This is a genomic window from Alkalinema sp. FACHB-956, assembly GCF_014697025.1.
Classification (GTDB): Bacteria; Cyanobacteriota; Cyanobacteriia; order Leptolyngbyales; family Leptolyngbyaceae; genus Alkalinema.
Window position 1 is genome coordinate 399,428 of record NZ_JACJRC010000002.1, and the last position, 15,501, is coordinate 414,928.

General features: G+C 50.7%; 13 protein-coding genes and 1 tRNA gene. 6 read left to right on the forward strand and 8 right to left on the reverse strand.

The genetic code is table 11. The annotated features are described in order from the left end of the window. Positions 1-12: 12 nt before the first annotated feature. Positions 13-258, forward strand: coding sequence for a hypothetical protein (locus H6G21_RS05045; RefSeq protein ID WP_190571159.1), 246 nt, complete (start codon positions 13-15; stop codon positions 256-258). Positions 259-532: 274 nt separating this feature from the next. Then, entirely contained in the window at positions 533-757 is a 225-nt protein-coding gene (locus tag H6G21_RS05050; protein ID WP_190571160.1) for a hypothetical protein, read from the forward strand. Positions 758-886: 129 nt separating this feature from the next. On the opposite strand, the gene H6G21_RS05055 is transcribed toward H6G21_RS05050, so the two are convergent. Together H6G21_RS05055 and H6G21_RS05060 are read right to left on the reverse strand one after the other, a co-directional pair. Beyond that, positions 887-1,267, reverse strand: coding sequence for a hypothetical protein (locus H6G21_RS05055; RefSeq protein WP_190571162.1), 381 nt, complete (start codon positions 1,265-1,267; stop codon positions 887-889). Positions 1,268-1,385: 118 nt separating this feature from the next. Further along, the gene (locus H6G21_RS05060; RefSeq protein WP_190571164.1) at positions 1,386-1,811 is read right to left on the reverse strand and encodes a DUF1824 family protein; all 426 of its coding nucleotides are present in this window, start codon (positions 1,809-1,811) and stop codon (positions 1,386-1,388) included. Between the two features lie 172 nt (positions 1,812-1,983). On the opposite strand from H6G21_RS05060, the gene H6G21_RS05065 reads away from it, so the two are divergent. Continuing rightward, positions 1,984-4,302: an ATP-dependent helicase gene (locus H6G21_RS05065; protein WP_190571166.1), complete on the forward strand. Its 2,319-nt coding sequence runs from the start codon at positions 1,984-1,986 to the stop codon at positions 4,300-4,302. 108 nt (positions 4,303-4,410) lie between these two features. On the opposite strand, the gene H6G21_RS05070 is transcribed toward H6G21_RS05065, so the two are convergent. From H6G21_RS05070 to H6G21_RS05090, 5 genes are all read right to left on the reverse strand, one after another. After that, entirely contained in the window at positions 4,411-5,361 is a 951-nt protein-coding gene (locus tag H6G21_RS05070) for a hypothetical protein (protein WP_190571168.1), read from the reverse strand. Positions 5,362-5,384: 23 nt separating this feature from the next. Beyond that, a complete protein-coding gene (locus H6G21_RS05075; RefSeq protein ID WP_190571170.1) occupies positions 5,385-5,768 on the reverse strand; it encodes a hypothetical protein in 384 nt (127 codons plus the stop codon). Positions 5,769-5,847: 79 nt separating this feature from the next. Beyond that, positions 5,848-6,306, reverse strand: a complete 459-nt coding sequence (locus H6G21_RS05080; RefSeq protein ID WP_190571172.1) for a hypothetical protein — start codon at positions 6,304-6,306, stop codon at positions 5,848-5,850. After that, positions 6,290-6,643: a hypothetical protein gene (locus tag H6G21_RS05085; protein WP_190571174.1), complete on the reverse strand. Its 354-nt coding sequence runs from the start codon at positions 6,641-6,643 to the stop codon at positions 6,290-6,292. Before H6G21_RS05085 ends, H6G21_RS05080 begins: the two co-directional genes overlap by 17 nt. A gap of 52 nt (positions 6,644-6,695) precedes the next feature. Further along, positions 6,696-9,236: a CHAT domain-containing protein gene (locus H6G21_RS05090; protein ID WP_190571175.1), complete on the reverse strand. Its 2,541-nt coding sequence runs from the start codon at positions 9,234-9,236 to the stop codon at positions 6,696-6,698. A gap of 225 nt (positions 9,237-9,461) precedes the next feature. Here H6G21_RS05090 and H6G21_RS25355 point away from each other — a divergent pair, with 225 nt between their 5' ends. The 3 genes from H6G21_RS25355 to H6G21_RS05100 all read left to right on the forward strand — a co-directional run bounded on the left by H6G21_RS25355 (position 9,462) and on the right by H6G21_RS05100 (position 14,946). Next, positions 9,462-9,725, forward strand: coding sequence for a hypothetical protein (locus H6G21_RS25355; protein ID WP_199307017.1), 264 nt, complete (start codon positions 9,462-9,464; stop codon positions 9,723-9,725). 10 nt (positions 9,726-9,735) lie between these two features. Beyond that, a complete protein-coding gene (locus H6G21_RS25360; RefSeq protein WP_199307018.1) occupies positions 9,736-10,047 on the forward strand; it encodes a Uma2 family endonuclease in 312 nt (103 codons plus the stop codon). Positions 10,048-10,518: 471 nt separating this feature from the next. Next, positions 10,519-14,946, forward strand: a complete 4,428-nt coding sequence (locus tag H6G21_RS05100) for a PAS domain S-box protein (protein WP_190571177.1) — start codon at positions 10,519-10,521, stop codon at positions 14,944-14,946. A gap of 353 nt (positions 14,947-15,299) precedes the next feature. Here the strand turns inward: H6G21_RS05100 and H6G21_RS05105 are convergent. Beyond that, positions 15,300-15,372: transfer RNA gene (locus H6G21_RS05105), tRNA-Met, on the reverse strand. Between the last annotated feature and the right edge of the window lie 129 nt (positions 15,373-15,501).

The following is a 15,501-nucleotide window of genomic DNA, read 5'->3' on the forward strand; positions in this document are numbered from 1 at the left end:
CTTGGGTTTGCTATGACTGCTAAAACGATCGCTGCCCACACCCTCAAACTGCACGATCTTAAAACCCGCTTCAATCTGCAAAAAATTGAAGCAGTAGACTTCTTTTGGGAATGGCTAGCTCAGGATGATTCCCTGAGTGAAGTCGAGTATGGAGCGCTCGATCGGCTGAAACGCAATTACCTCACCCGTGCCACCAGTTCTCCGATCGAGATTACAAACTATCTCTGTACGGTTGACAGAGTTGGACTTTCTTCGTAGGCTGGTTTCTCATAGCTGAGTACAGTCGTGTTCGTAAGTCCCCATTGGTCGCAGGCCGACCGTAAGGGCATCGAATCAGCTAGACCCCAAAAATTAAGGCGCTGCCCCAGTTGCTACCAACAACGTAAGGCAGCTAAACCCCCAAGCTGATCAAGGCAGCTAGGCGGTCTGACACGGATTTTAACATTCGATCGGGCCACCCTACTTGTCCTGCGCAAAAGGGTGGTCTTAATTTTTGGGATTTCTTCCCACCTCTACGTTTAGGAGAAATCCCATGGTGATTAATTTTGATCATCTCGATCGCGCGATCGAGGACGGTCGTAAACCGCTGCAATTTTATCTTTTGGGTACCCGCGAGGAAGTGCAATCGACGATTAATCAGTTGTACGTGCTGCGATTTAGCGACAGAGTTCGCTGGAGTCCGCCGGTGCCGGTGCCGGGGTCAAATTGGCAATACGTGAGCAAGATGGAGCGCGATCGGGCTAACCAATCCGATTGATCATCAAAACCGGGGTTTTAGGTAGGTTCCGTCCTGCTTTGGCGCGGTTGCGAAAAACCCCGGTTTTGGATGCGATTAAACGAATTCGCTCTGTCCTTTAGAAATCAGCTCGACTAGAAATCAGCTCGACTAGAAATCAGCTCGACAATCGCGAGACCACTCTCCTTTAAAGATCGTGCCAAAGGTTTTAAAGCAGCTTCCATCCACGGCGGGTTGGTTGAAAATCTCTCGTCTGGGCTCCCAGAACAGGCCCGTCTGCATTTGGCCCCGCACCACAATGCTATTGCTACCCATGGGAAGAATCACCGTTCGTTTTTCACCAAGGATGACATTCGGTACCTTAAAATCTTTCCGTTGCCTATTAATGAAGTAAGTAATTTGGTAGTCGGCCACATAGCCGCCCTGGTTGAATACCGTCACTTTGGGGGCCGTCGATGCCGATGCAGACAATGCCAGTGTGGGAACCGTCGCAAGGGTAACAGCCGTAGCAGCAATAATTTGACGAAGCATTGTGTTTCTCCTGATTGCGTATAAATTGCTGATCAATTGAGAGGGCAAATGGTTTTGCGCTGATGAGGAGAAACACGTTGGACTTTGGAGGATTATGCAATCGAGGATGATTCAGGCACTATTCTGGATTCCCGATCGGTGCAAATAGATCTAGCGGCAGATGCCCAAAGGTTTCATTGACCCCATCCTCATAGGCCGACTGGCAGGACACCAAGACGCCCCGATGCTGGCCCTCGTAGCCTTCGGCATGGCAACTGCGCATTTTAGGGTTGTATTTGATGTAAATGGCACCTTCCACCCCAGGCACCTCAGGCCGCTCGTCATAGCCCAAGGCCGCCATATATTGGTACAGGGCAAGTTGGCCCGTCGCCCGATCGTCCGCACAGACCCCAAAAATTTGATAGTCCGATGCTTCTGCCACTTGAGCCAGGGCCGCTTGTACGGTTGCAGAATCCGGCAGACGATCGGCGGGAATGCGATCGATACACAAAAATTGCCGTAATACCTTTAACGCCGAGGCTAAATCCAACATTGGAAGAGACATAACTACAAGCAGAAATAACAACAGAAATTGAAACGGCACTTTAAAACTTGTTCAAGCTGACAATTTTATTCATTGCCACCGAGCGATCGAAAACGCCGAAAATCCTACCTGATGTCTAGGCAGACCGACTAGACTAGAAGGGAGTTTACTCGGCTAGTTTACTGTATTCCCGATGGCGATTGTGAATTCCGTGGACGCACTCCCAACCCCAACCCTGGACATGCTGCACCAACTCCGCGATCGCCTGCGACCGGGGCAGCGGGAAATTGCCGATTGGCAGGGCGGACGGTTGGCTGTATCAGCGGTTCCCGGCGCGGGAAAATCCACTGGAATGGCCGTGGCCGCTGCGATCGCCATTGCCCGCCATCAGTTACACAGCCGCAAACAACTGGTCGTCGTTACCTTCACCCGATCGGCAGCCTCCAACCTCAAAGCCAAAATTCGCAGCTACCTGAAGGAACTCAACTTGCCCATGGGGGGCTTTACCGTCAATACGCTACACGGACTGGCTTGGTCGATCGCGCGGGGCTACCCGGAACTGTCTGGGCTGGCACCGGATGCCGTGTTACTGACCACGAACCAAGGGCATCGTCTGATCCGTAACAGCGTGGAACAGTGGATTAACCAGCATCCCAGCCTCTACCAACGGCTTTTGGAAGGTCACAGCTTCGACGGCGAAGAAACGGAACGGCTGCGGCGACAGTCGGTTCTGCGTACAGAAGTCCTCCCTGCGCTGGCGGATACGGTGATTAAGGAAGCCAAAAAATCCGGTTTAAAGCCCCAGGATTTGTTCGCCCTAGGAGAACAGGTTCAGGATGAATATTCTGTATTAACGATCGCCGCTGGGTTGTATGAGCAGTATCAAACCTTACTGAAGCAGCGCAATTGGATGGATTACGAGGAAATGATTTTAGGGGCGTTGCGGGTACTGGAGGAACCGTTGGTGCGCGATCGTTGGCAGTCCCAGGTCTTTGCGGTTTTTGAAGACGAAGCCCAGGACTCCAGCCCCTTACAAACTCAGCTGTTGGAAATTCTAGCGGGAGCCTCACAAAATTTAATTCGGGTGGGTGATCCGAATCAGGCGATTAACTCCACGTTCACGCCTGCCGATCCGATTTTCTTTCGTAATTTTTGCGAAGACTGTGCCCAAGACGATCGCCTAGCGGAAATGACCCAGGCAGGGCGTAGTAGTGCCATTATTCTTGATGCTGCCAATTTTGTCCTCCAGTGGGTGAATCACCAAGCCACCCTGAGCCAGCGATCGCGGGAGGAACGGGAACCCAAACAGTTGCCCCATCCCCTACTAAGTCGCTTGGCTGATAAACCCTTTCGACCTCAGCTCATTCATCCCGTGGCTCCCGATGATCCCCAACCCAATGCCAATCCTGCACCGGAAGGATTAGGTTTGGAAATTCACCAGCCTACTGATATTTTTGAATCCGTAGAACGTATTGGGAAACGGATTGTTGATTTATTAGAAAAAAATCCAGAAACCTCAGTGGCAGTACTGGTGAGAACCAATGAGCAGGGTCGATTTGTCGTGAGGCAGTTACGGCGATGGCATGGAGAGGAATTCCGTATTTTTGAAGTGGGGGAACGCGATCGCAAGTCCCAAATTCCGGGAGAGATGCTGGGTTTACTGCAATTCCTCGATCGGCCCCATTCGCCGGACAACTTGAAAGCAGCACTCTCAGCCCTGATGGAACGACGGTTAATTGCCCCCCAGGATCTGAATGCGTTGGTGACTGCTCCGGAGCAGTTTCTCTATCCCCTCGCGCTTGATCCAGAACAGGCTCCTGCGGTGCAGTCTGCCAGCCGCTATTGCCGCAGTTTACTGCAAGCACGGCAGCAGTTGCCCCTCTATCAAATGATTCCCTTCCTGGCCTATACGCTGGATTATGATCAAACGGAACTGGCAACGGCGGATAAGCTGGCAGAACGACTGAGCCAGCAAATGCAGGAAAATACGCTAGAGGAAATGCTCAATGTATTAGGTGAAATCGTCAGTTCAGAAGCCTTTGAGCCCGTGGATGCTGAGGAATCCGACGATCGCTACACTCGCGGAGGCCAGGTGACGGTGATTACGATGCACAAGGCCAAGGGCTTGGATTGGGATGCGGTATTTATGCCCTTTCTACATGAAAACGTGATTCCAGGGCGGGTTTGGGTTCCTCCAGCGGCCAATTTTTTGGGCAATTTCACCCTGTCAGAAGTCGCACGGGCCCAAATTCGGGCTTGTATTCATGGGGAAGCGTTACCGGATTTACCCAGTGCTTGGGAACGGGCGGCCTCGCTGAAGATGGCGGAGGAGTTGCGGTTGCTCTATGTGGCGATGACCCGAGCCAAGCGGTTACTCTGGATGTCCGCCGCAGAAAAAGCCCCATTTTCCTGGAGTAAGCCCGATCAGCTAGACGATCGGCCTCCCTGTCCAGTGATTCCCGCCCTGCTACGCAAGTTCCCCCACTGCACGATCGATGCTGCCGATTTTTAGCCCTCTAGCCAATTGAAAATCTGACTCACCATCAGCTGTACCGCACTCGCAAAGTCAGGTACCGGAATGGGGGATACCGTAGGGGCTTCAAATACAGATGGTTTCTGTTTATGAATGCGTTTTGTCTTGTGTTGGTAGAAATTTCAGTTCAGCGGATAAAGATCCACGATATAGGTATTCGGTAATTTGTTGACCTAATACTTTTTCTTCTTGTGCTGTTGTGGGGAGTGGCAACCGCAGGGATTGGTAAAGGGAGCCGCGATATAGGTCAAAGGCTGATTCGATTAGGTCGCCGTAGAGTTCTGCGCTGTCCCAAATCCAGCTATAGGCGAAGCATGTAGAGACGATCGCGATCGGGATGACCCACAAAGCCCAAACTGACCATACTAAAAAAAGCAAACTCCAAGCAAAGACCCGCACACCGTTGTTGAGTTGGGCACGGGCGTCTTGTAGTTCTTTTTTGGCGCTGTCGGGGAGTAGTAACCAAAGGCGAGGCCAGCAGATGATGGCGTCTAAGCCGTAGCGATCGTTAGGGCGACGTTCGGCAGCGCGGAGGAGGTTGCCGAGACGGGTGGGGAGGAAGTCGTTTTCTTCGGTAGGAAATTGGCGGATGGCGCGATCGTAGCGGACAAGTTCTGCCCGTTCTTGCAGAGAAAGGGAGGACGGATCTCGAAGTCGTTTTTGGCTGAGGGGTTTCCGGCGTTTATTTAATTGTTTGTAGCGATCGATCTGGCGCTGGGTCATGCAGTTGAGGAGGGGGCGCAGCAGATCGCGAAGGCCAGGATACCAGTAGCCTTCTAGCCCCCGCAGAATTTCCACATCAAACCGTTGGACAATCAGCGCAGAAATGTAAATGAGAATGGAAATTCCGGCTAGAACAGCAATTTGCAGCGCTTCGAGTTTAGCATCGGGAAATACCTTGGCGATGGGTTCCCAACCATAGCGAGTAACGTAGGCCAGAACACCACCCATCCAAAATATAAATGCAGGAGTGAATAAGGTCGCCACCCATTGTTCTGCGAGTTTTCCACCTACGCCTTCAAGGAATTTTGCGGACATGATGCACGGACTCCAATAGAAGGTTAGCCAGAAATAAGCGCTACGGTGGGATGGTCAGGGCAGGGATCGGGAGTTATGCCAACAAAGGGAATATCAGTAATGTAATCACATTTAGGACAGCGATAGATGAGAGGGTTTGTAACTGGAGCAGGATTGCCAGGAAGATTGAACGATCGCGTTATACCGACGGGGTCTTCACCTTTGAGGTAGCGCCGCATCCATTCTCGGGTGGTTGTGTGATTCCGGAGTAGTTCGGTGATTTGGATTTCGACGGCTTGCCCAGACTCTGCTTGGGTGAGTAGCGTTTGCAGTTGACGATCGACGGTTTGGGCGGTTTCTGGATCGAGCAAGCTCGCGAGATGGGGGCGAATTTCCTGGGCGGCCAAAAGGATTTTAGATTGAGTCATTGTCTTGAATCCGTGATGAGATGTGAGAAAGTTGATAATCCAATTGAATTTAGAATGTTGCGATTTGTATATACCTTACTTACTCCTGGCGCGATCGTTTCAGTACTTGCTGGACTGTTCCATAGAATTCACCACAGAGTTCCTCTAGTTCATGTTCGATATCTTCCCAGCGGCCTAACTTACTCATCCATTTACCATTGGGTAATTGTCTTGCAGCATGGGTAACTTCACCATCGGACTTGGCATACAGGGCAATTTTGTCAAATCCTGTTTCGAGGGTTGCATCTTCGCAAGGCACATATCCAAAGGTTGCGTAGGCTTGAATGAAGGCCGCGATCGTTAACTCTGCGGAGACACCATCAATCCAATAGTAGGGATTGGTCGGTTCCAAGGGATTCCACCAACGATCGTTTTGTTCTGCGGCCCAAGCGAAACAGTTATAGGCTGGGGTGATAGGACTGGTAATCCGATATCCGGTTGCTAGCAAATTGGGAAACTGGTTTTCTTTATAAAATGCCAATCTACCATCGGTAGCCATAGGCTTTCCCCCACTCCAACCAATCGATCGCCATCTGTTGCAAGTTGCCTCGATGTTCTTGCTTCACGGGGTTTTCTCCTGTGATTGCTTGCAATGCCCAAAACCAATGGTCGGGTTCTTGCTCTAAATCGCGTAAAAGCAACGGCACGACAGGCTGCCCCATGCCAATAATCCGTTGATAGGCCGGATGGATCACTATCTGAGAGACTACGGAGAACATGCCTGTCTCCTGCCGCCACTGTTCTGCTAATTCCAAAAATTGAGCTTCTAATTCTGAGGTTTCTACACAGGCAAAAGCGTATTTTGGATTTTCTCGATCGACTTGAATGACTGCCATAGGTCACGAGTCTCCTGTTTTCCAGAATGCCGTCTCTCATTTGTCTTTTATTCTATACACCTGTATAGCTAAACGCCGACCAGTGGAAGGGGTGGGCGAAGGAACGTTCGTCTTTGTCTTCCCAGGCGAGTTCGTCGTAAAGCTGTTGGGCAATTTCAGGGGACATCCGAGTTCCAGTGATGGTAGGAAGGAAGGTTTTGAATTCGCTGACTTTTTGATCGTTGGTGGTGTCGCGGAGCCAGATTTGGGCTTGGCGGAGGGCTTGGTCGGGGGGGAGGTGTTGCTCGCGCCAGAGGTCATAGAACTTGGTCAGGAGCATCATGGTGCTGAGGTCGCTGACTGACCAGAGGGAGGCGACGACTGCGGCGACTCCGGCTTGGAGGAGTCCCGTGGGGAGGCTGATGGCTTCGTCGGCGTTTTTGGTGCCTGTCATCCCGGTTTCGCAGGCGGAGAGGATAGCCAGACGGATGCCGCGTTCCCCCTCGCTCAGGTTCAACTCGAAGATATCCTTCAAGGTGAGCAGTCCGTCACTCATTACAAGACCACTGTTGAGCGGGTCGGTGAGGTTGGCGGTGCCGTGGCAGGAGAAGTGAACGATCGCGGCTTTGGGGAGGTTCGATCGCACGGTTTGGACGGTGGCTTGGTTGTGGCGTAGGACGGTGGGGTTGGGGAAGCTGGCGATCGCGCTATCGATTTCCCGTTGGGAGTTGGGGAGGTCTTGGCGGGGGTTGTCGATCGCGAGGATGGAGTGGGCTGGGACGCGAGTGGCGATGGTTTGGGCGGCGGTGAGGGATTTGGCGTTGGGGGCGTAGGTGAAGTGGATGGCGTCGAGGGCGTAGCGGCGCTTGGTGGGAGTGTTGGGATCTTCTGTCCATGCGGCGTGGAGGGGCAGGAGGCTGAGGTATCCGGTGGGGATGAGGGTGGCGTGGGGATGGCCGAGGGTTTGCAATTGTTGGACGATCGGCCCCATGAGGAGATCCCAGAGTTGGCGGGTGGTGGTGTCGATCGCGTCGAACCAGGCTTGGCGATCGGTGGAGGCTTGGTTGTAAGCGGCAAACCAAGTCTTGTTAAGTAGGTCGATGAGTTGGGTTTGGTTGAATCGATCGAGCCAAACGGGGGTGATGTTGACGGCGTTGGAATGAGATCGACTCACAATCAGGGCAATGCTGCCGTTGGGGGTGGTGGCGATGTAGATGAGGGGGTTGTCTGGCTGGAGGGCGATCGCGATGTCTTGCCATTTTGTGGGCGAGAGGAAGTCTTCGTAGCTGGGGATTTGGCGGATTTGCTCGATCGTGGTTTCTAGGTCTGCCCGGAGCTTGAGCGCAGTGTTGCGGAGGGTTTCGGGGGTGAGGCTGTGACGATCGGCGGAGGTGGCGAAGTTCCGTTGTTCGGCTTCTAGGTTGCGGAGTTGTTGGGTGATGTTTTGGTATTGGTTGTAGAGGATTGGGTTGTGGGCTTGGAGGTGGTCAAGGTTGGCGCGATCGCGGTTCAGGCTTTCCGTTAGTCCACGGGCACGGCCTTGTTCTAGGGTGAGTACGGCTGTGGAGAGATCGCCTGTCCGAGCAAAGGCATAGGCGGCACGGCGGGGGAGATCTGCTGTTTCGGAGAGCGAGGCGGATTTGCTATCGAGGAGGGTGGCGCTTTGGTAGAGAATTTCGGCGGCGGTGAGGGCTTGGTCGTAGATGGGAATGGCTTCTGACCAGCGCTGCTCGTCGCTGTAGAGATTGGCGAGGCTGCGGGCAGTTTTGCGACAGTCATGCGGGAGACTTGTCGGGGTAAAAATGGTCAAGCTAGCGGAATAATGGGCGATCGCTTGTTCGATATTCTCCCCCTGATCGCCTTTGATGCGGTTAGAGTATGCATTTGCCAGGTTATTGGTGGTCTGTGCCCATTCGATCGGCATGGCAGTTTGCGTCATCACCGTCAAGGCTTGCTCGTAGCACCGGATCGCTTCTTCGATATTCTCGCTGCGATCGCCTTTGATGCGGTTCTTGTATGCAGTTGCCAGGTTCATGGTGGTGTTGGCCCATTCGATCGGCATCGCAGTTTGTGTCATCACCGTCAAGACTTGCTCGTAGCAACTGATACCTATCTCCAGGTTTAGCCTGCGTTGCCCCAAGGGAAACTGATTAATCAAATTGCCAAACTTTACAAAGACTGCTTCAATTAATGTCTTATCATTCTGTTGAATCAGTTCCTGAAATACATCAGGCAATGCCGCCAGTAACGCTTGATCTAATCGCGATAGATTCGCCCGAAAGAACCCATAAACCTGTGCCGGATCTCCCTGGGTCTGCGCAATCAACTGCAAAATCTCCATCAGAAAGCCTCTGGCATCCCCAGACGATGCCCCAGCAGAATTCGCCTCCGTCAACCCCAGCGCCTGCGCCACCTGCCCTGCAAACTGCCGCAGCCATCCCGCATTGCTATTACCCTGCCCCTCCAGCAAGTCAGCATACTGACCCATCACCCCCACCAGCCCCGCATCCACCAATTCCGCCTTCCCCTGCAAAATCGCCTCTTCCTGCCCCTGCGGACACCCCAGCAACTCCTCAATCAGCCCCACATAAGCCTGAACCCGCTGCTCATCCATCAGCCAACCCTCCCGCCAGTCATCACCTTTTCAAACTGGATAAACCATCCCCCCACAGCTTCACTATCCCCAAAGGAAATTCCGGAACTGATGCCAAATGCCCAGTGCAGCCAGAACCCCAGCAGCGGATACTCGCGGTTTATACTGTGGAAGAGCGATCGTTCATGGAGCAATTCCCGTGGCCCAAGCCTTGACTCCCCCCCAGCACCCAGCACCCCAAAGCCCATGTCCCTGGAAGAATTCTTAGCCTGGGACGACAGATGCGATCGACTATATGAGCTGATTGAAGGAATGCCCCTGCCCATTGACGATCCAACCGCCGACCATGAAGATGTCGCCGATACGATTTGTGATTTGCTCAAGGCACACTGCCTAGCTCAGAATCTACCCTATGTCCCCAAGCGATCGAAATTAGTCGCAATAGGCTCTCAGGAAAGTAAAGTCACAGCAAGACGAGCAGACATTGTGGTATTCAATAAAGCAACATGAGAAGGCATAAATGGCCTATACAGCTCCCCCGTTAGTCATTGAAGTCGTTTCAACGAATTGGCGAGACGATTATCTGACGAAATTGGCAGAATACGAATCGATCGGGGTACAGAAATATTGGATTGCCGACTACGCTGGGCTGGGTGGCGTGCGTTATCTCGGTCAACCCAAACAGCCCATGCTATCAATCTACGCAATGGATCGTGCAGCGGCAGAATATGGTGAACCGTTGCAGTTGCGGGGAGATACGCCAATCCTCTCGCAGGTACTGACAGGCTTATCCGTAACGGCAGAGCAAATTTTGGGCCAGATGGCTGGATAAAGAGATAGCCGATCGTAGAACTTGCGTCAAAGCATCCTAAACTGATTTTCAATTCGCAAGTCATTCTACATCACCAGTTATAGTCTTGCGATCGCCATTCCTCTAGCCATCGATCGGGCATTGTCAGTCCTATTTCGATAATCAGTCCTATGTCAATAAACTATTGGAGCATGGAGATTGGAATTCGTCATTTCAGGGAGACACACAGGGTCAGCACCCCAACACCCAAACCCTTGAATCTATCCAGAGAACGCACAGATTCCCAGACTTCCACAATCGACACAACCAGATCAACAGTATTTTCCATAGGGCTACAATCCTACGATCGTGTAAATACTCACAATCCTCGCAAGTTGCCAGATAGCATTCCATCTCATTTTTCTACTTAGCAAATCTAGTGCGATCAGCCACTGGTTTGGGCATCCTAAGCCAAACTTCCCTTGATGCGGTTCCGATCGGCCACCCAACGCTATGACCCTTGCAGCAACGACCTCTCCCCAACTGTTCCCAGAAATTTTGGGTTACACACCCACGGAACAACTCTACCTGGGAAGTCGCACAGCAGTCTATCGAGCCGTAGCAACCGCCACCCAGCAGTCTGTCGTCATTAAAGTCCTGCGGTCAGAGTATCCTAGCTTGGACGAACTGGTGCAGTTTCGCAACCAGTATGCCATCACCAAAAACTTGACCATTCCAGGAATTATTCAGCCCTTGAGCCTGGAACCCTGCGGCAATAGTTACGCCCTCGTGATGGAAGATTGGCACGGCATCGCCTTGGGAACCTACCTCCAACAGCAGCCACTCACCCTGGCAGAAAGCTTGACGATCGCCCTCCAACTGGCGGATATCTTGCACGATCTGGGTCAGCACCAAGTAGTGCATAAAGACATCAAACCCGCCAACATTCTCATTCAACCTGAGTCCAAACAAGTCAAACTGATCGACTTTAGTATTGCTTCTTTGCTCCCCAAGGAAACCCCAGCAATCCCAAGCGCTAATACGATAGAAGGCACCTTGGCCTATCTCGCCCCAGAGCAGACGGGACGGATGAATCGCGGCATTGACTATCGCACAGATTTCTACGGCCTAGGGGTCACCCTCTATCAATTGTTGACCGGACAACTGCCCTTTGAGTCAACAGACCCTCTGGAATTAATGCATTGCCACATTGCCAAACAGCCTTTACCTGTGCATCAGGTCAATCCAACCATCCCGGGAATGCTGGCCGCGATCGTCTCCAAGTTGATGGCGAAAACCGCCGAGGATCGCTACCAAAGTGCCCTGGGCCTAAAATCCGATTTGGCAAGATGTTTGACTGAGTGGAAAACGAGGGGAGACATCTCAGAATTTGAACTGGGACAGAATGACTTTCACGATCGCTTCTTGATTCCCGAAACACTCTACGGTCGCGACTCCGAAGTCCAAACCTTGCTAGCGGCCTTCGATCGCGTAGCGGCTCCACCGGAGAACCCCGGAGCCCGTGGCAGTTCTGAACTGGTACTCGTGGCAGGTTCCTCAGGAATTGGCAAAACAGCCGTGGTCAACGAAGTCCACAAACCGATCGTGCGGCAACGGGGCTACTTCATCAAAGGTAAATTTGACCAGTTTAACCGCAATATTCCGCTGTCAGCCTTTGTTCAAGCCCTGCGCGCTTTGATGCGGCAATTACTGTCTAAATCCGATCAGCACCTGCAAAACTGGAAAACACAGATTCTGCAAGCGCTGGGTGACAACGGGCAAGTCCTCATTGAAGTGATTCCAGAACTCGCCCAGATCATTGGCCAACAACCGATCGCCCCAGAATTATCCGGTACCGCTGCCCAAAATCGCTTCAACGTACTCTTCCACAAATTCATTGAAGTCTTTGCAACCGCCCACCATCCCCTCGTGATCTTTCTAGATGACTTACAGTGGGCGGATTCAACTTCGCTCCAGTTGATGCAGTTATTGATGAGTGGAACGGGCCATTTGTTGGTGCTAGGGGCCTACCGTGACAATGAAGTGTCACCCGCCCATCCATTTATTTTGGCCGTTGAAGCGCTGAGAAACCAACAGGTTGCTATCAGCACAATCACCTTATTACCCCTAGCACTCCAGGATACCAATCGTTTGGTTGCTGATACCCTCCATTACTCATTGGAACGATCGCAGGCGTTAACGGAGCTAATCGATCGTAAAACGCAAGGCAATCCATTTTTTACAACGCAGTTTCTTAAAACGTTACATGAAGAGGGATATATTTACTTCGATCGAGAGAATCACCATTGGGAATGCAATATCACTCAAATCAAAACATTATCTTTAACAGATGATGTCGTTGAATTTATGGCCTTACAATTGCAGAAGCTGCCAGTCACCGCCCAACAAGTTCTGAAATTGGCCGCTTGTATTGGTAATCAATTCGATTTGGTCACCTTAGCCATTGCTTCAGAGCAAACGCCAACGGAGACCGCGATCGCACTTTGGGAAGCCTTGCGAGAAGGCGTGATTTTGCCCACCGACCAAGCCTATAAATTCTTTCAAGCTCAAGATCCAGCGGATTCCCCCAGCAATGCTAACCCGGTTTATCGCTTCTTGCACGATCAGGTACAGCAAGCAGCGTACGCCTTAATTCCTGACCCTCACTTGCTCCACTCCATTCTCCCCAAGGCACCACAATTCAGGCCAATCGCCCCCCTAGCAACGATCGCCGAGTCCAATCATTCAATCCATGCTTCTGCCCCAACCAATGGGTCATCTAGCAGCACCGTCCATAGCACCTTCCATGACAATCTGGACTTTGCCACAATTCTTAAAGCGTCCCACAGCCTTTCCAGAACCATTCTGCTTGATGATTTACTGCATCAACTGAGCCAGATTATTTTGCAAAACTCCGGAGCCGAGCGCTGCACATTAATCCTACCGAATGCAGAAGCAGAATTGGAAGTGAGAGCGATCGCCACAACTGAAGGCACCCAACTACATCACAACCCGTTACAAAATAATCCTGATGTACCGACAAAGCTGATTCACTACGTCAAAAACACGTTGGAAACCGTAATTATTGATGATTGTAAAACCAATCTTCCCGTCATTGGTGAGTATTTAAGTCAGCATTGTCCCAAGAGTATTTTATGTCTACCCATTTTAAATCAAGGGCACTTAATTGGCATTTTGTATCTTGAGAATCAGTTGACCAGAGGGGTATTTACGAGCAATCGACTACTGGTTCTCAATTGCCTTTGTACCCAAGCTGCCATTTCCCTGGAAAACGCTCGTCTGTATCAAATCCAGCATCAAAGCGAACTGAAATTTCGGGCTTTTGTTGAAGATGTTAATGATCTAATTTACTCCATCACGCTAGATTCACGTTTTACTTATCTCTCCCCCCAATTTGAAACGATGTTTGGCTATCCAGTCAACAATTACTTGAATCAATCCTTTGCCCCTCTCGTCCATCCAGAGGATTTAGCTAAGGTGATAGCGTTCAATCAACATCTGATTGAGACTGGCGAGAAGCAAGCAGGACTGGAATTTCGTGCCAAGCACCAAAATGGCTCATGGATTTGGATTACTTGCAATAACTCGCCCATCAAAGATGAGCAAGCGAATGTGATTGGAATTCGCGGTATTGCACGGGATATTAGCGATCGCAAACAAGCAGAAGCTGCGTTAGTGGAGAGCGAAGCGTACCATCGTAATCTATTTGACCAGTCTTCCATTGGATTAGCACTCTGTAGCATGACTGGACAACTGCTGTATGTAAATACGGCTTATGCAAACATTATTGGACGAACGCCAGAAGAAACCCTCTCACTAAGCTACTGGGAAGTGACCCCTGAACAGTATGCCGATGCAGAACAACTACAACTGGAAAAACTACAAACCACTGGCCGCTATGGCCCCTATGAAAAAGAGTACATCCATAAAAATGGGCAGCGGGTTCCCGTGCGGTTATCAGGTGTGGTTGTGGAACGTCACGGCAAACAGTTTATTTGGTCTAGCGTGGAAGATATTCGTGATCGCAAAGCTGCCGAAGCCATTATTCAACAGAAAAATCATGCCCTTGAACAGGCGCTGATGCAAGTGCAACAGAGTCAGGCGCAAGTTGTGCAGTCTGAAAAGATGTCAACCCTAGGTAACTTGGTTGCAGGGGTTGCCCATGAAATCAATAACCCGCTCAGTTTTCTCAATGGCAGTATCAACAACGCTAAAGACTATATTCAGGACTTGTTAGGACATCTGAAACTCTATCAACAACACTATCCCAATGCTGTTGTATCTGTCCAAGATAACGCCGAAGACATTGATTTAGATTTCATCTGTGAAGACTTACCCACATTGCTCAACTCCATGCAAGGAGCCACCGATCGCATCAAAGATATCAGCACCAGCTTACGCACCTTTTCCCGTGCCGATACAGAATATAAAGTCAGAGCTAACCTGCATGATGGGCTGGATAGTACCATCCTGATTTTGAAATATCGCCTCAAAGCCAACGAGTATCGTCCTGCGATTGCGGTCATTCAAGAGTATGGTCATTTACCCTTGGTAGACTGTTTTCCGGGGCAACTCAACCAAGTGTTTATGAATATCTTGGCTAATGCGATCGATCTGTTTGATGAAATGGCTCAATCTCAATCTTTTGCTGAGTTGGAAGCAAATCCTCAACAAATTACTATTCGGACAGCCTTGGTTGATCAGCGAGTGCAGATCTCAATCCGGGATAATGGTAGAGGCATGACTGATGAGGTTAAAGCTAGAATTTTTGATCACTTGTTCACTACGAAGGCGGTGGGTCAAGGAACTGGTTTAGGGTTAGCGATCGCCCGTCAAATTGTGGAAGAAAAGCATGGCGGCACAATCGTCTGTCATTCAACCCCTGGTGTGGGGACTGAATTTTTGATTGAGATTCCATAATCCTGCCCCTAACGGGTCTATATCTCTATTGCCACCTTGCTAGAGCAGCTTGTAATTCTAGTCAAGCTGCTTCACGCCCCCCTGGGCGATCGGAAGGGCATCTTCCATAATTTGCGGGTAATAAATTTGGTGGGCAAATGACCTGCGGGCGTTGTGAATCCATTACCTGAATTTTGACAGTTTGGATCCAACCGGGGACCCCCCTAGAGTTAGCAATCTCACGAAACACTTACTGAATTGACAAGCTGGAGATTGCAGATACAGCTATAAACTCAGCAAGCAAAAAGGCTGAAAACGCAAGCTAAAACTACTAGTTTAGACTAGCTAATCATTAAGACTATACAATTTTTAAATGGCTCAGGCGGGATTTGAACCTGCGACCTTGGGCTTATGAGTCCCCTGCTCTAACCACTGAGCTACTGAGCCGTGCTTCAATTAATATAACACAGGTTATTGAAATATTGCTAGGGAATTTTCGAAAAACTGCGAAGAAGTTGCCAGCCCTCACCACTCCCCGATCGAGTCTCCTAGAAGCCCCTAGATGCCATCAGATCG